Genomic DNA, 14,203 nt, shown 5'->3' on the forward strand with positions numbered 1-14,203 from the left:
GAGCGCCCGGAATGAGCAATATACGGTTTCTGTTTATGGGGGGCATCATGCTTATTTTCATGACCGCCCTTCTTGCCGGCTCTCCGTTGGCGGGGCCAGGAATGACACTCACCTATACAAACGCCATCAAAAATAGGGACATCAACATTATAAGCGCGCGCTTGCCGGATGGAACAGAATTTCCCGACCCTGGAAGTCTCAGCGGGGGAAGTAAGCCAAACGACAATCCCCTTATTGCTGGGGCAACGATGGGAGGAGCTCCGGATGGGCGCGATCTCCCCTTGTATGTTGATTTTGAGTGGCGTGAGACACCGAAGAGTCCGCCCGATCCAACACCCATGGATTCCTTATCGCAAGCTCATAAGGACTGGCAAAAAAAAATGATGGATGAATTCTATTCTTATCCCATCAAGAAGCAGAGGGTACTCATTCGTGACCGCGTCCCTACCGAGGTGGTAACCTCAGTAATCGAGGCCAACCGGCATACTCCAAAAGACCAGCTCAACAAAGCCAGCATTCAGGTCTATTTCGTCTGGACAGACTACGGCATCAAATTTCGTTGGGAAATTTGGCACCGACAAGGTTCGCAGTATTACTCTCATCAAGGTGGGGATGAGGTCACTCCAGCCGGCACGACCATGATCGCAGCGTACTCGAACGCGATCGAGAATAATAAGATTGTGGTCGATCCGGGTGGTCCGGGTGGCCCAGCCACAGGGGGCCGCCCCAGACGCTATCCGGCCTCGGCGAGCGGATCGGTTTTTTCCGGGTCACCAGGCTTCGCTTATACCGACAAACCTTTCTCTGGCGGCGAAAAGCCAATGGTCTTCGAAAGTGAACAAGAACTTCCTGAGTGGGTTGATTTCAAATGGGCATTGTTACCTGATGCCGAGATTCCACGCAAACGAGGTGAATCCGAGTCAGCATATCATTGGCGCTGCCTCGAAATCTCCAGCGCCCGTCCACGAAAAAGCGAACGAGTACTGGTGCGCAGCCGCATTCCTCAAGAGGTGCGTAATGAGATCTCCATAGCAACCCGCAATGCCCAACCTTACAAGGTAGCTAGCAGTCTTATCTATCTGTATTTCATCTGGACGGACAGCGGCATCAAGCTCCATTGGCGACTCAGGCGCAGTCGGCCAGATGGAACCTTTGTCAGTATTCGTGAGGGCGGCGATGAAATCACGAAACCGGGGAAGTCCAATCATAAGTCCGAAGTGTCTACCGGAGTGGGGGAAGTTTCCCCCAGCCCGACCTGAGCTGAGCCCAGCTGAGCCTGAGCGTGGTCCGGTGACTCGCTTCGTGTCGTACCGTATGGCATGCATGATCCTCGCCACGCCTAAGCGAAAGAACTTATGGACCCGCTATATCCAGTAGGCGAGCTTAAAAACGACTTCCTGTGAACCGGGAATAGCGAAGCTGTCGATCGCTAGAACTAGCTGTTTGCCGGCAAACGCGGCGCAAAAGCCGTGACCTTCATCGCCGATGGCAAGAAAGAGGACTTTTTCCTTACGCATACCGGACGCAGGATTCAGGCGCTGGTAAAGCAAGACCGAGATGACAACGTGGTCGTTATCCTTCCTTGGGCCGCCTCATGAAAGGGATTGCCGAGATCCGCTTCTGCATCGATTCCTTTCACTCCAGCGACCTCGCCTTCCTCGACCTGCCGCCCCTCGAATAGGCTGCGCTCGAAGCGGAATTCGGCGCGGCCGCAATCGGCTATCGCTTCATGCCGCCGCCCGATACAATGGCACGATTCGAGCCACGCCTGCAAACGCTCTTCGACGAAGTCGATGCGCGACCCTATCACCAGACCGCCTGAGAAAGCACCTAGATGACCGACCAAGCCGCCGAACTGGCCCGCCGCGAAGCCGCCGCGCGCCAGGCCATCAAGAATGGCTTCAACATGGAAGACGAGGACTCCGGCGCCGCCATGTTCGTCGCCTTCCACCTCGAAGAACTCCCGCCCGAATACTGGCAGGAGCAGATGGACACGGCCCGTCCTAATCCCGGCGCCGTGCTCGACATCCTCGAACTGCGCGAGCACTGGGGCGAAAACGACGAGCTGGAACACTTCGATTTCACCCTGCCGGGCAAGGTCACCGACTACGTGATCAGCGTGCGCTTCGACGGCAAGGGCAAGGTCGCCGAGATCTCGATGGAGAGCTAAGCCGCCGACGGCTGGCTGAAATGCTCGACCAGGAAGTCGATAAAAGCCCGCGTCCGCGCCGCCTGGTTCCGCCGGTTCAAGTAATACACAAACAGATCCGCCGACGGCAGCCGGTACTGCGGCAGCACGATCTGCAACCGCCCGCTCTCTACATAGCGTGCCAGGTCCCACTCCGAGCGCACCAGGATGCCGTGACCGTCCAGCGCCCAGCCCAGCACGATGTCGCCGTCGTTACTCGACAGCGCGCCATGCACCTTGACCACCTCACCGTGCTCGTCCCCTTCGCCTGAATAAAAGCGCCAGACGCCGTGCGCCTCGTCGTTCTGGCGGTGCACGATGCAGCGATGGCGCGTGAGATCGGCCAGCGAAGCAGGCAGGCCATGCCGCTGCAGGTACAAAGGCGAGGCGCACAGGAAGCGCCGGTTCGACATCACCCGGCGCGCATTCAGGCGCTTGTCCGGCAGCGCGCCGAAGCGAATCGCCAGGTCGATGCCGCCGTCGGCCAGGTCGACCGGGCGGTCCGTCACCTCCATCTGCACCTCGACCTGCGGGTAACGCTGCGCGAATGCGGAGACGATGGGCGCGATCGTGGTGCGGCCGAAACCCAGGGTCGCATTCACGCGCAGGAGTCCCTTCAAAGCTGCGCGCCCGCCGGCCACCGCGTCTTCCATCTCGCGAATCGAGTCCAGGATACGCGTTGCATGCAGCAGGTAGATCTCGCCCTCGCCGGTCAGGCTGATGCGGCGCGTGGTGCGGTTCACCAGGCGCACGCCCAGCCTCGCTTCCAGCTGGGCCAGGCGCTTGGTAGCGGCGGGCGGTGTCAGGTCGAGGGCGCGCGCGGCCGCGGCCAGGCTGCCGTGGCGGGCCACCAGCACGAAGAAGTCCATGTCTGCCGTATGGTCGGGCCTCATCCGCTATTCACCTCAAGTTAATAATCAATTCGACGTCGGGAAATTATAGACGGCCCGGCACGAACTAAGCTGACGGCTCCAGAGAACCACACAGGCAAGCCATCATGAGAATCGTCGAGATCCGCGAACAGACCCTCCCCATCAGCTCTTCCATCCGCAATGCCTACATCGACTTCAGCAAGATGACGCTGAGCCTCGTGGCCGTGATCACGGACGTGATCCGCGACGGCAAACCCGTGGTTGGTTATGGCTTCAATTCGAACGGCCGCTATGGCCAGGGCAAGCTGATGCGCGAGCGCTTCATCCCGCGCATCCTGGAAGCCGATCCCGGCTCGCTTCTCAACGACAAAGGCGACAACCTCGATCCGCACCGCATCTGGGATGCGATGTTCACCAACGAGAAGCCGGGCGGCCACGGCGAGCGCTCGGTGGCGATCGGCACCATCGACATGGCGGTGTGGGATGCGGTCGCCAAGATCGAGGGCAAGCCGCTGTTCCAGCTGCTGGCGGACCGTTACGGCAACGGGCAGCCGGACCGCAAGGTCTTCGTGTACGCGGCTGGCGGCTACTACCACCCGGGCCAGGACCATGAAAAGCTGAAGGACGAGATGCGCAGCTATATCGACCGCGGCTACACGGTCGTCAAGAAGAAGATCGGCGGCGCCTCGCTGGACGAGGACCTGCGCCGCATCGATTCCATCCTGTCGGTGCTGCAGCACGGCCAGAAGCTGGCGGTGGACGCCAATGGTCGCTTCGACCTCGATACCGCGATCCGGTATGCCAAGGCGCTGTCGCAGTACGATCTGTTCTGGTACGAGGAAGCCGGCGACCCGCTCGACTTCGAGCTGCAGGCGACCCTGCGCAACTACTACGACAAGCCGATGGCGACCGGCGAGAACCTGTTCTCGATGCAGGACGCGCGCAACCTGATCCGCTACGGCGGCATGCGCGCGGACCGTGACTGGCTGCAGTTCGACTGCGCGCTGTCGTACGGTCTGGTGGAATACCTGCGCACGCTGGACATGCTGCACCAGCACGGCTGGTCGCGTACGCGCTGCATCCCGCACGGCGGCCACCAGATGTCGCTGAACATCGCGGCCGGCCTGGGCCTGGGCGGCAACGAGTCCTATCCGGACCTGTTCCAGCCTTTCGGCGGCTTCCCGGACGGCGTAAAGGTGGAGAACGGCTATGTGACGATGCCGGACCTGCCTGGCATCGGCTTCGAGGGCAAGGCGGACCTGTATCGCGAGATGCAGAAGCTGTCGAGCTGAATCCCTAGGCTTCGCCGACGTCGGCGTCTTCGCTCAGGGCGAATTCGCCGCGCTGGAAGGCCTCCAGCACGGCCTGGGCCTGGACCAGATGCGCTTCGGGCACCAGGATGCGCACGCCGCCGAGCGCTGGCGCCAGCAGCAGGTCGGTCTGCATCAGATGGGCGTCGGCCAGCACCGCCGGGATGCCCGAGGCCACCAGGCAGCCTTGCACCAGGCTGGCTTCCATCGGAATCAGGTAGCGCGCGACCTCGAACAGGTCGCGTCCGGGCATGAGCGCGGTTTCGGGCGCCCCGGCCAGCACGGCATGCGATGCGTGTGTCATGACATCCTCCTGTAGCTCATCTTACACCCGGCCCAGGCTCTGATCCAGCCGAATACGGCAGCTGTGCAGCCTCCTACACTGGACCATGGTCGACCATCCATGGAGGTGACAATGGCCCAGCTGCAGAAAATCGCCGTCCTCGGCGGCGGCGCCGGTTCGCTGGCCGCGGCCTTCTACCTGAGCGCCCAGCCCGGATGGCGGGAACGCTACGAGATTACCGTCTACCAGCAGGGCTGGCGCCTCGGCGGCAAGGGGGCGAGCGGGCGTAATGCCGCGCAGGCCCAGCGCATCGAGGAGCATGGCCTGCACATCTGGTTCGGCTTCTATGCGAACGCCTTCGCGATGCTGCGCGCGGCCTACCAAGAGCTCGGACGGCCGCTCGATGCGCCGCTGGCGCGCTGGGACCAGGCATTCCAGCCGCATGACTACGTGGTGCTGGCCGAGCAGGTGGGCAGCGATTGGCGGCCGTGGCACCTGGTGCTGCCGCGCCGTCCCGGCGAGCCAGGCGCCGGCAGCGAACCGGTCTCGCCCTGGCGCATGGCGCTGGAAGGCATCAAATGGCTGCGGCAATGGCACAGCGAGCTCCAGCCAACGGCAAGAGCGCCGACCGGCATCTTCGGCGATCCCTTCACCGAGCTGCAAGACCAGGCATCCACGCTGCCCCTCGACGCCCACCTGCACACCGGCGCCGACCACGCGCGCCTGCTGGCGACACTGGGGCGCGCCGAAGTCCAGCTGCGGACCACGCAGGCCGCCCTCATCGACGACGACCGCACGCGCCGCACCCTGGTCGGCCTGCACATCGGCATCACCCTGCTGCGCGGGATGCTGGCCGACGGCGTGTTCACGCGCGGTTTCGACCCAATCAACCGCGAAGACCTGCGCGCCTGGCTGCGCCGGCACGGCGGCGACCCGGCACTGTGCGTGGATTCGGCGCCGGTGAACGCGATGTACGCCCAGCTTTTCGCCTTCGAGGACGGCGACCCGGCCCGCCCCAACCTGGAAGCCGGCGTGGCGCTGCGCTGGATGATGCGGATGTCCTTCGCCTACCGCGGCGCCCTGATGTACCGGATGCAGGCGGGCATGGGCGACGCCGTGTTCGCGCCGCTGTACGAGGTGCTGGCGCGGCGCGGCGTGCGCTTCGCCTTTTTTCACCGTGTCGAAGAGATCACCGCCGCCGAAGGCAGCGTCGATGCGGTCCGGATGTCGGTGCAGGCGGATGTCACGGGCGGCGATTACCGGCCGCTGGTCCAGGTCGAGGGCCTGCCCTGCTGGCCTGACCTGCCCGACTACGGCCAGCTCGACCCGGCCCAGGCGGCGCTGCTGCAGGAACACGCGGTCGACCTGGAATCCTGGTGGAGCGACTGGCCGCGGCTGTACCGTGAAGCCTTCGGCAAGGACCTGCCTCAGCGCGTGCTGCGGCGCGGACGCGACTTCGACCATGTGGTGCTCGGCCTGCCGGTCGCCACGCTGCCGCTGGTTGCGCCTGCGCTGCTGGCCGCCAGCCCGCCGCTTGCATCGACCAGCGCCGCGCTGCGCACCGTGGTCACGCAGGCCTGCCAGGTCTGGCTGAACCGCAACACCCAGGCCCTGGGCTGGACTTATCTGCCAAACGGCGAAGAGCCGATCCTGACCGGTTTCAGCCAGCCCTGCGACACCTGGGCCGCGATGAGCCAGGTATTACCCGCCGAGGACTGGCCGCCGGCCATCGCCCCGAAGAGCGCCCACTACTTCTGCGGCGCGATGGCGCTGGCGGAGATACCGCCGCAGTCCGACACCGGCTTCCCCGCGCGCGCGGCCGCGCAGGCGAAAGCCAACGCGGTCGAACTGCTGAACGATCGCATCGGCGCGCTGTGGAAGGAGGCCGGCAGCGGCTTTCCCTGGCAATGGCTGGTCGATCCGCTCGAAGCCGAGGGACCGGCGCGCATGGACCGCCAGTACTGGCGCGCCAACGTCGACCCGTCCGAGCGCTATGTGCTGTCGGTGGCCGGCAGCAGCGCGCATCGCCTGGCCAGCGAGGGAACGGGTTTGGAAAACCTGTTCCTGGCCGGCGACTGGCTGCGCACCGGGCTCGATTCCGGCTGCGTCGAAGCGGCGGTGATGGGCGGGATGCAGGCCGCGCGCGCGATCGGCGGGTTTCCGGCCGAGATCCTTGGCGACAACGATGCGGATTAGAGGAAGGGCAGCGTCGACAGGCAGTACAGCACCACGCCGATCAGCCCGCCGACCACGGTGCCATTGATGCGGATGTACTGCAGATCTCTGCCGATATTCAGTTCGATCTGCTCCGACATCTCGCGGCTGTCCCAATTCTTCACCGTGTCGGCGATGTGGCTGGTCAGGAAGCCCGCGAACTCGGGCGCGGCGCCCCGCGCCGCCAGCTCCAGGTTTTCGTTGAGCGAGGCGCGTAGTAGCGGATCCTCGGCCAGCGTGCGCCCGACCCAGGCGCCGGTGGCTTCCAGGCGCCGGCGCAGGGTCGAGTCCTCCTTGTCGAGGTCGGCCTTGATCCAGGCTTTCAAATCGCTCCACAGCGAACCGAGATAGCCGTTCAGGGTTTCGTCGCCGATCAGGTAGCGCTTGATGTCCTCGCCCTTTTCCAGGAAAGCCGGGTCGGCCTGCAGGCGCGCGATGAAGTCGCCAGTGTAGGCGTCGAAGCGCTGGCGCAGCGGGTGTTGCGGGTCTTCGCTGACGCGTTTGAGGATGCCGGCGGCCAGCTTGACGGTCAGGTCCGCGCCCTTGCGGCCGATGAGTTCCGAGGGCAGCATCTTCTCCATCAAGGCGTACTCGTCGCGCAGCCAGTCGACGATGCCCTGGGCGATGAAGGCTTGGGTCTCTTCATTGTCCAGCAGCTTCGCCAGCTGATGGATGCCCTCGTCGAGCAGTTGCTGGTGGCGGCCGTCGCGCGTCACGCTTTCGAGGATGGTGCCGGCGGTCTTCGACAGGTCGACGCCCTGGATCATGCCGTGCACGGCGCGGCGCACGAAGTTCTGCACGGCGGCGTCTTCGATGAAGTCGAGCGCCCAGCCGGCGGTCTTGACCAGGTAGCGGCCCAGCTGTTGGGTATTTGCGGGCTGGGTCAGCCAGTCGGCCACCTTTTGCGCCGGGTCGTGGCGCTGGATCAGGCGCACGATGGAATCCGTGTCGAGGAATTTATCGTGCACGAAGGCGGCCAGGTTGTCGGCGATGCGGTGCTTGTTGGCGGGGATGATCTCGGTGTGGCGCGAGACGACCGGAATCGGGATGCGCCGGAACAGCGCGGCGACCGCGAACCAGTCGGCCAGCGCGCCCACCATCGCGGCTTCGGCGAAGGCCTTCAGCAGGCCGGTCCACCAGCTCGGCGTCAGGAACAGGGAGACGACGAACAGGACGGCGGCGCCGATAAAGAAGGACAGCGCCAGCCGTTTCGACTGGCGCAGTTCGGTCTTCTTATCGAGCGTTCGGGATATGGCTGGGTTCACCGCGCCATCTTAGCCCAGCCTAGACGACGCCGGCGCGCCGCAGGGCCTCCACGCTGGCCGCGCTCCAGCCCCAGTCCGCCAGCACCGCCGCGCCATCCTGGCCTGGGCTGGAGGGCCGGGCGCCGATTTCCGGCTCGGTGCGCGAGAAGCGCGGCGCCGGCGCCGGCTGGGTCACGCCGTCGCGCTCGACGAAGGTGCCGCGCGCCGCATTGTGCGGGTGGCGCGGCGCTTCCGCCATGTCGAGCACGGGCGCGAAGCAGACGTCGGTCCCTTCCAGCAGCGCCGACCATTCGGCGCGGGTGCGGGTGGCGAACAGCGCGGCGAACTTGCGCTTCAGCTCGGGCCAGTCAGCCTGGCGCCACTGCTTGCCGAATTGCGGATCCTCGACGCCGGCCAGCGCCAGCAGCTCGGCATAGAACTGCGGCTCGATCGCGCCGATCGAGACGAATTTCCCGTCCGCGCAGGCATAGCAATCATAGAACGGAGCGCCGCCGTCGAGCAGGTTGGCTTCGCGCTCGCCCTTCCAGGAGCCGAAGGCGCGCAGGCCGTACATCATCGCGCCCAGCAGCGCGGCGCCGTCCGTCATGGCGGCGTCGACCACCTGGCCCTTGCCGGAGTTCTTCGCTTCCAGCGCGGCGCAGACCACGCCGAAGGCCAGCATCATCGCGCCGCCGCCAAAGTCGCCGACCAGGTTCAATGGCGGCGCCGGCGGGCCATCCGCTCGTCCCATGGCGTGCAGCATGCCGGACAGCGCCACGTAATTCAGGTCATGCCCGGCCGCCTGCGACAGCGGGCCGTTCTGGCCCCAGCCGGTCACGCGGCCGTAGACCAGGCGCGGATTGCGGTCCAGGCAGGGATCGGGGCCGAGGCCCAGGCGCTCCATCACGCCGGGGCGGAAGCCCTCGACCAGCACGTCGGCCTTGGCCACCAGGTCGAGCAGCAGCTGGCGGGCGCGCGGATCCTTCAGGTCCAGCGCCAGCGAGCGGCGCCCGCGCGCCATCACGTCGAACTTCGTGCCCAGTATCGGGTAGGGGTTCGGCGCATTGGGGTCGGGCTTGCGGTCGATGCGGATCACGTCCGCGCCCATATCGGCCAGCATCATGGCCGCGAAGGGGCATGGGCCGATGCCGACCATTTCGATCACCTTCAGTCCGGATAAAGGTCCAGGCATTCGATTCCTCCGATTACAACGAACGGGCGATGATCTCTTTCATGATCTCGTTGGCGCCGCCATAGATGCGCTGGACTCTAGCGTCGACATACATCTGCGCGATCGGGTATTCCAGCATGTAGCCGTAGCCGCCGAACAGCTGAACGCACTGGTCGACGATCTTGCATTGCAGGTCGGTGATCCAGTACTTGGCCATCGAGGCCTGCACCGTGTCCATGCGGCCGGCAATCAAATCCTCGATGCAGCGATCGACGAACACGCGCGCCACAAACCCCTCGGTCTTGGCCTCGGCCAGCACGAAGCGGGTATTTTGCATCTCGATCAGGGCCTGGCCGAAGGCCTTGCGCTCCTTGGTGTGCTCGACGGTCAGCCGGATGGCGCGCTCGATCGAGGCCACGCCGCACACGCCGACGATGGTGCGCTCGTAGGGCAGCTCGGTCATCAGCTGGGCGAAGCCCTTGCCCTCTTCACCGCCCAGCACATTCTCGAGCGGTACGTGGACATCGTCGAAGAACAGCTCGCAGGTGTCCTGACCCTTTTGCCCGACTTTTTCGAGGATACGGCCGACGCGGAATCCAGGCGTGTCGCGTGTTTCGACCAGCATCAGCGACACCCCCTTGGCCCCCGCAGCCGGATCGGTCTTGGCCACCACCAGGATCAGGTCGGCCATGTAGCCGTTCGAAATGAAGGTCTTGGAGCCGTTCAGGCGGTAGCCGTCACCGCTCCGGATGGCCGTGCTGCGGATGCCTTTCAGGTCGGAGCCGGCGCCCGGCTCCGACATGGCGATGGCCGCGATCGTCTCGCCGCTGGCCAGCTTCGGCAGGTAGCGCCGCTTCTGCTCTTCGGTGCCCTGGTTCAGCAGGTAGTGGGCGACGATGGCGTGCACGTGCAGACCGAAGGCGGTGTCGCCGGCGTAGCACAGCTCCTCGAACACCACGCACTGGTGGGCGAAGCTGCCGCCCGAGCCGCCGTATTCTTCGGGGATGTCGGCCAGCAGCAGGCCCATCTCGCCGGCCTTGCTCCAGACTTCGCGGTCGACATGCTGCTGCTCGCGCCAGCGCTGCTGATGCGGGGCGACCTCGTGGTCGACGAAGCGGCGCACGGCGTCGCGGAATCCCTCGAGCTCGGCATCCATCCAGGGAGAGACGTAGTCCATGCTTCTCTCCTCTTATACGCGGTACATGGTGACGACGCAGGCGCCGCCCAGGCCCAGGTTGTGCTGCAGGGCGACCCGCGCACCCTCGACCTGGCGCGCGCCGGCGCTGCCGCGCAGCTGGTGGGTCAGCTCGAAACACTGCGCCAGGCCGGTGGCGCCCAGCGGGTGGCCCTTCGACAGCAGGCCGCCCGACGGGTTGGTCACGACCTGGCCGCCGTAGGTGTTGTCGCCCTCGCTGATGAACTTGTCGGCGCCGCCCTCCGGGCACAGGCCCAGGGCTTCGTAGGTGATCAGTTCATTGTGGGCGAAGCAGTCGTGCAACTCGACCACGTCGAGGTCTTCGGGGCCGAGGCCGGCCTGGGCATAGACCTTGTTTGCCGCTTCTTTGCTCATGTCGTAGCCGACCAGGCGCATCATGTCGTCCGCATCGAAGGTGCTGGGGCGGTCGGTGGTCATGGCCTGGGCGGCGATGTGGACGTCGGCGCGCAGATTGTGCTTCCTGGCGAAGCTTTCGGAAACCAGCACCGCGGCGGCGGCGCCGCAGGTCGGCGGGCAAGCCATCAGGCGGGTCATCACGCCCGGCCAGATCTCGGGCGCGTCCAGCACGTCCTGCTCCGTCACTGCCTTGCGGAACAGCGCCAGCGGGTTGTTGACGGCGTGGCGGCTGGCCTTGGCGCGGATGCGGGCGAAGGCGTTCAGCGGCGTGCCGTATTTTTCCATGTGCGCCAGGCCGGCGCCGCCGAAGTAGCGCAGCGCCAGCGGGATGTCCGCACGGCCGACCAGGCGCTCGGTGACGGCGTCGAAATCGTCGAAGGGCGCGGGACGGTCGTTGAAGACCGAGGCCAGTGCGCCGGGGCTCATCTGCTCGAAGCCCAGCACCAGCACGCAGTCGGCCGCCCCGCTCTGCACGGCCTGGCGCGCCAGGTACAACGCGGTGGAGCCGGTCGAGCAGTTGTTGTTGACGTTGACGATGGGGATGCCGGTCATGCCGACGCCGTACAGCGCCTTCTGGCCGCAGGTCGAATCGCCGTACACATAGCCGACATAGGCCTGCTCGACGCTATCGTAGGGGATGCCGGCATCGTCGAGCGCGGCGCGCGCGGCCAGGGCGCCCATCTCGTGGTAGGGCGCGCTGGCGCCCGGCTTGGCGAAGGGGATCATGCCTACGCCGGTGACGAATACTTTCTGGCTCATCGCTGTCTCCTCGGGTTTTACAGGTCATCCGACCTAATTTCAGGCAATTATAGGTCAACTGTACTAGTCGATAAAGTATAATCGGCGCATGGAGACGACACTCGACAGCACGCTCAGGAACAAGGCTTCCGGCACCACCGAGAAGGGCCTGGGCCGGGCGCAGGACATCCTCGAGGCGGCGCGCGCCCTGCTCGCCGCGGATGGCTATGCCGGGCTGTCGATGCGGCGCGTGGCCCAGGAGGCCGGCATGAGCCTGTCGAACGTGCAGCACTACTACGGTAGCAAGGACCTGCTGCTGGAAGCCCTGCTGCTGACCACCATGGATACGTTCCAGGCCAGGATGGACGCCATCGCCGCGGCCATGAGCGAGCGCTCGCAGCTCGAACGCTTCCTCACCACGGTCGACATGTTCCTGGACGAGATCACCGATCCGCTCACCCACGCCTTCTTTTTCGAGCTCTGGGCGCTGGCCTCGCGCAATCCCTTCGCCTCGAACCTGATGGACAAGATGCTGGGGCGCGAGCGCAAGACGGTCTACAACCTGATCCGCGGCCTGAACCCCGGCATCTCCGACGACGAAACCATGCAGCGCGCGATCCTGATGGTGGCGCAGATCGAGGGCCTGATGCTGTTCCGGCTCGACAAGCGGCGCCGGCGCACGCAGTTCGATGCGGTGCGGGCATCGCTGCGCAAGGCGCTGCTCGCACTGGCCACGATGCCGTAAAATGTAAACCTCCTCGTCATGTAGGGTGGGCACCACGTGCCCACGCGCAAGCCCGCATGTCGCAAACGTCACGCGTGGGCACGGAGTGCCCACCCTACCAAGGAGGCCACGCCCTAATGCACCACAACATCAGCCTGATCACCACCATCGCCGCCGCCCTCGGCTTCGGCCTGCTGTTCGGCATGCTCGCCGTGAAGGTCCGCCTGCCGGCCCTGGTCGGTTATCTTGCCGCCGGCGTCCTGATCGGACCGGCCACGCCGGGCTTCGTGGCGGATGTCGCGCTCGCATCCCAGCTGGCGGAGATCGGCGTGATGCTGCTGATGTTCGGGGTCGGTCTCCACTTCTCGCTCGACGATCTATTGGAGGTCAAGGGCATCGCCCTGCCCGGCGCCGTCCTGCAGATCACGGTCGCCACGCTGATGGGCATCGGCGTGAGCCACTTGTGGGGCTGGGGCCTGGGCGCGGGCCTGGTGTTCGGCCTGGCGCTGTCGGTGGCCAGTACCGTGGTGCTGCTGCGGGCGCTGGAAGACCGCGGCCAGCTCGATTCCTTCAACGGCCGCATCGCGGTCGGCTGGCTGGTGGTCGAGGACCTGGTGACGGTGCTGGTGCTGGTGCTGCTGCCGGCGCTGGCCGGTCCGCTGGGCGGCCACGCCGCCAATGGCCATGGCGCCAATGACTCGCTGTGGCTGGCGCTCGGCAAGACCCTGCTGTCGGTGGGCGCCTTCGTCGCCTTCATGCTGATCGTCGGACGCAAGCTGTTCCCCTGGTTCCTGTGGCGCGTGGCCAAGACCGGCTCGCGCGAGCTGTTCACGCTGGCCGTGATCGCGGCCGCGGTCGGCATCGCCTATGGCTCGTCCGAGCTGTTCGGCGTCTCCTTCGCGCTGGGCGCCTTCTTTGCCGGCATGGTGCTGCGCGAATCGGCGCTGAGCCACCGCGCGGCCGAGGAAACCCTGCCGCTGCGCGACGCCTTCTCGGTGCTGTTCTTCGTCTCGGTCGGCATGCTGTTCGACCCGCGCGTGCTGGTCGAACACCCGCTCGAAGTGCTGGCGGTGGTCGGCATCGTCCTGTTCGGTAAATCGCTCGCGGCCTTCGTGCTGGTGCTGGCGCTGCGCTATCCGCTGAATACCGCCATCACGGTCTCGGCCAGCCTGGCCCAGATCGGCGAGTTCTCCTTCATCCTGGCGGCGCTGGGCATGTCGCTGGGCCTGCTGCCGGACCTCGGCCAGAACCTGATCCTGGCCGGCGCCATCATCTCGATCGCCGTGAACCCGCTGATGTTCAAGGCCATCAATCCGCTGCAGGAGTGGCTGCGCTCGAAATCCGACCTGGCGCGCAAGCTCGAACGCTCGGCCGACCCGCTGGCCGAGCTGCCGATGACGGTCGCGCACGAGCACCTGCGTGGCCAGGTGGTGCTGGTCGGGTATGGACGCGTGGGCAAGCGCATCGCCGAGGAGCTGGACCGCCAGAAGGTGCACTACGTGGTGGCGGAACAGAACCGCGAGATGGTCGAGGAGCTGCGCCGCCGCAACCAGCCGGCGGTGGCCGGCAATGCAGCCGATCCGGCGGTGCTGATCCAGGCCCACATCGCGCACGCCTCGATGCTGGTGATCGCGACGCCGGACACCTTTCACGTGCGCAGCATGATCGAGACGGCGAAAGCGCTGAACCCGTCTATCCGCTGCGTGGTGCGGACCCACAGCGAGGAAGAGGCGCGCCTGCTGCGCGAAGAGACCGGCGGCACCGTGTTCGTCGGCGAGCGCGAACTGGCCGGCAGCATGACGCGCTATGTTCTGGAGGGACTGGCGGAGACGCCAGCGGCACACTAA

Annotated in this window: 14 protein-coding genes; 6 read left to right on the plus strand and 8 right to left on the minus strand. The window is 65.6% G+C overall.

Annotated features, from left to right (window positions below):
- The first annotated feature begins 11 nt into the window (after positions 1 to 11).
- Positions 12 to 1,259 (plus strand): hypothetical protein, encoded by a 1,248-nt coding sequence (locus tag ACFPO9_RS23700; RefSeq protein ID WP_379775760.1) that lies wholly within the window; start codon positions 12 to 14, stop codon positions 1,257 to 1,259.
- Between the two features lie 105 nt (positions 1,260 to 1,364).
- Here ACFPO9_RS23700 and ACFPO9_RS23705 read toward each other — a convergent pair whose 3' ends face one another.
- Positions 1,365 to 1,517 carry a hypothetical protein gene (locus tag ACFPO9_RS23705; protein WP_379775762.1) on the minus strand — a complete coding sequence of 51 codons (153 nt, stop codon included), beginning with the start codon at positions 1,515 to 1,517 and terminating at the stop codon, positions 1,365 to 1,367.
- 14 nt (positions 1,518 to 1,531) lie between these two features.
- Positions 1,532 to 1,810: a hypothetical protein gene (locus ACFPO9_RS23710; protein ID WP_379775765.1), complete on the minus strand. Its 279-nt coding sequence runs from the start codon at positions 1,808 to 1,810 to the stop codon at positions 1,532 to 1,534.
- A 24-nt stretch (positions 1,811 to 1,834) separates the two neighbouring features.
- Between ACFPO9_RS23710 and ACFPO9_RS23715 the strand changes: the two genes are divergently transcribed.
- Positions 1,835 to 2,170, plus strand: a complete 336-nt coding sequence (locus ACFPO9_RS23715) for a hypothetical protein (RefSeq protein WP_379775768.1) — start codon at positions 1,835 to 1,837, stop codon at positions 2,168 to 2,170.
- Here ACFPO9_RS23715 and ACFPO9_RS23720 read toward each other — a convergent pair.
- The gene (locus ACFPO9_RS23720) at positions 2,167 to 3,081 is read right to left on the minus strand and encodes a LysR substrate-binding domain-containing protein (RefSeq protein WP_379775771.1); all 915 of its coding nucleotides are present in this window, start codon (positions 3,079 to 3,081) and stop codon (positions 2,167 to 2,169) included. The genes ACFPO9_RS23715 and ACFPO9_RS23720 overlap by 4 nt on opposite strands.
- Before the next feature lie 104 nt (positions 3,082 to 3,185).
- On the opposite strand from ACFPO9_RS23720, the gene ACFPO9_RS23725 reads away from it, so the two are divergent.
- On the plus strand, positions 3,186 to 4,352 hold the full coding sequence (locus ACFPO9_RS23725; RefSeq protein ID WP_379775773.1) for a mandelate racemase/muconate lactonizing enzyme family protein: 1,167 nt from the start codon (positions 3,186 to 3,188) through the stop codon (positions 4,350 to 4,352).
- 4 nt (positions 4,353 to 4,356) lie between these two features.
- On the opposite strand, the gene ACFPO9_RS23730 is transcribed toward ACFPO9_RS23725, so the two are convergent.
- Positions 4,357 to 4,674, minus strand: coding sequence for a putative signal transducing protein (locus ACFPO9_RS23730; RefSeq protein ID WP_379775776.1), 318 nt, complete (start codon positions 4,672 to 4,674; stop codon positions 4,357 to 4,359).
- A gap of 111 nt (positions 4,675 to 4,785) precedes the next feature.
- On the opposite strand from ACFPO9_RS23730, the gene ACFPO9_RS23735 reads away from it, so the two are divergent.
- Positions 4,786 to 6,849 (plus strand): NAD(P)-binding protein, encoded by a 2,064-nt coding sequence (locus ACFPO9_RS23735; RefSeq protein ID WP_379775779.1) that lies wholly within the window; start codon positions 4,786 to 4,788, stop codon positions 6,847 to 6,849.
- Here ACFPO9_RS23735 and ACFPO9_RS23740 read toward each other — a convergent pair.
- Genes ACFPO9_RS23740 through ACFPO9_RS23755 form a run of 4 tightly spaced genes read right to left on the minus strand, consistent with a single transcriptional unit; the run spans position 6,846 to position 11,653 of the window.
- Positions 6,846 to 8,132 carry a DUF445 domain-containing protein gene (locus ACFPO9_RS23740; RefSeq protein WP_379775782.1) on the minus strand — a complete coding sequence of 429 codons (1,287 nt, stop codon included), beginning with the start codon at positions 8,130 to 8,132 and terminating at the stop codon, positions 6,846 to 6,848. The two genes, ACFPO9_RS23735 and ACFPO9_RS23740, sit on opposite strands and share 4 nt — an antisense overlap.
- 19 nt (positions 8,133 to 8,151) lie before the next feature.
- A complete protein-coding gene (locus tag ACFPO9_RS23745) occupies positions 8,152 to 9,303 on the minus strand; it encodes a CaiB/BaiF CoA transferase family protein (RefSeq protein ID WP_379775785.1) in 1,152 nt (383 codons plus the stop codon).
- Between the two features lie 13 nt (positions 9,304 to 9,316).
- Complete coding sequence (locus ACFPO9_RS23750; protein WP_379775788.1) at positions 9,317 to 10,459, minus strand: acyl-CoA dehydrogenase family protein; 1,143 nt, start codon at positions 10,457 to 10,459, stop codon at positions 9,317 to 9,319.
- Between the two features lie 12 nt (positions 10,460 to 10,471).
- On the minus strand, positions 10,472 to 11,653 hold the full coding sequence (locus ACFPO9_RS23755) for a lipid-transfer protein (RefSeq protein ID WP_379775791.1): 1,182 nt from the start codon (positions 11,651 to 11,653) through the stop codon (positions 10,472 to 10,474).
- Positions 11,654 to 11,741: 88 nt separating this feature from the next.
- Between ACFPO9_RS23755 and ACFPO9_RS23760 the strand changes: the two genes are divergently transcribed.
- Entirely contained in the window at positions 11,742 to 12,377 is a 636-nt protein-coding gene (locus tag ACFPO9_RS23760; protein ID WP_379775793.1) for a TetR/AcrR family transcriptional regulator, read from the plus strand.
- Positions 12,378 to 12,493: 116 nt separating this feature from the next.
- Positions 12,494 to 14,203: a cation:proton antiporter domain-containing protein gene (locus tag ACFPO9_RS23765; protein ID WP_379775796.1), complete on the plus strand. Its 1,710-nt coding sequence runs from the start codon at positions 12,494 to 12,496 to the stop codon at positions 14,201 to 14,203.

Origin of the sequence: Massilia aerilata (genome assembly GCF_042656905.1) — a bacterium.
Classification (GTDB): domain Bacteria; phylum Pseudomonadota; class Gammaproteobacteria; order Burkholderiales; family Burkholderiaceae_D; genus Telluria; species Telluria aerilata.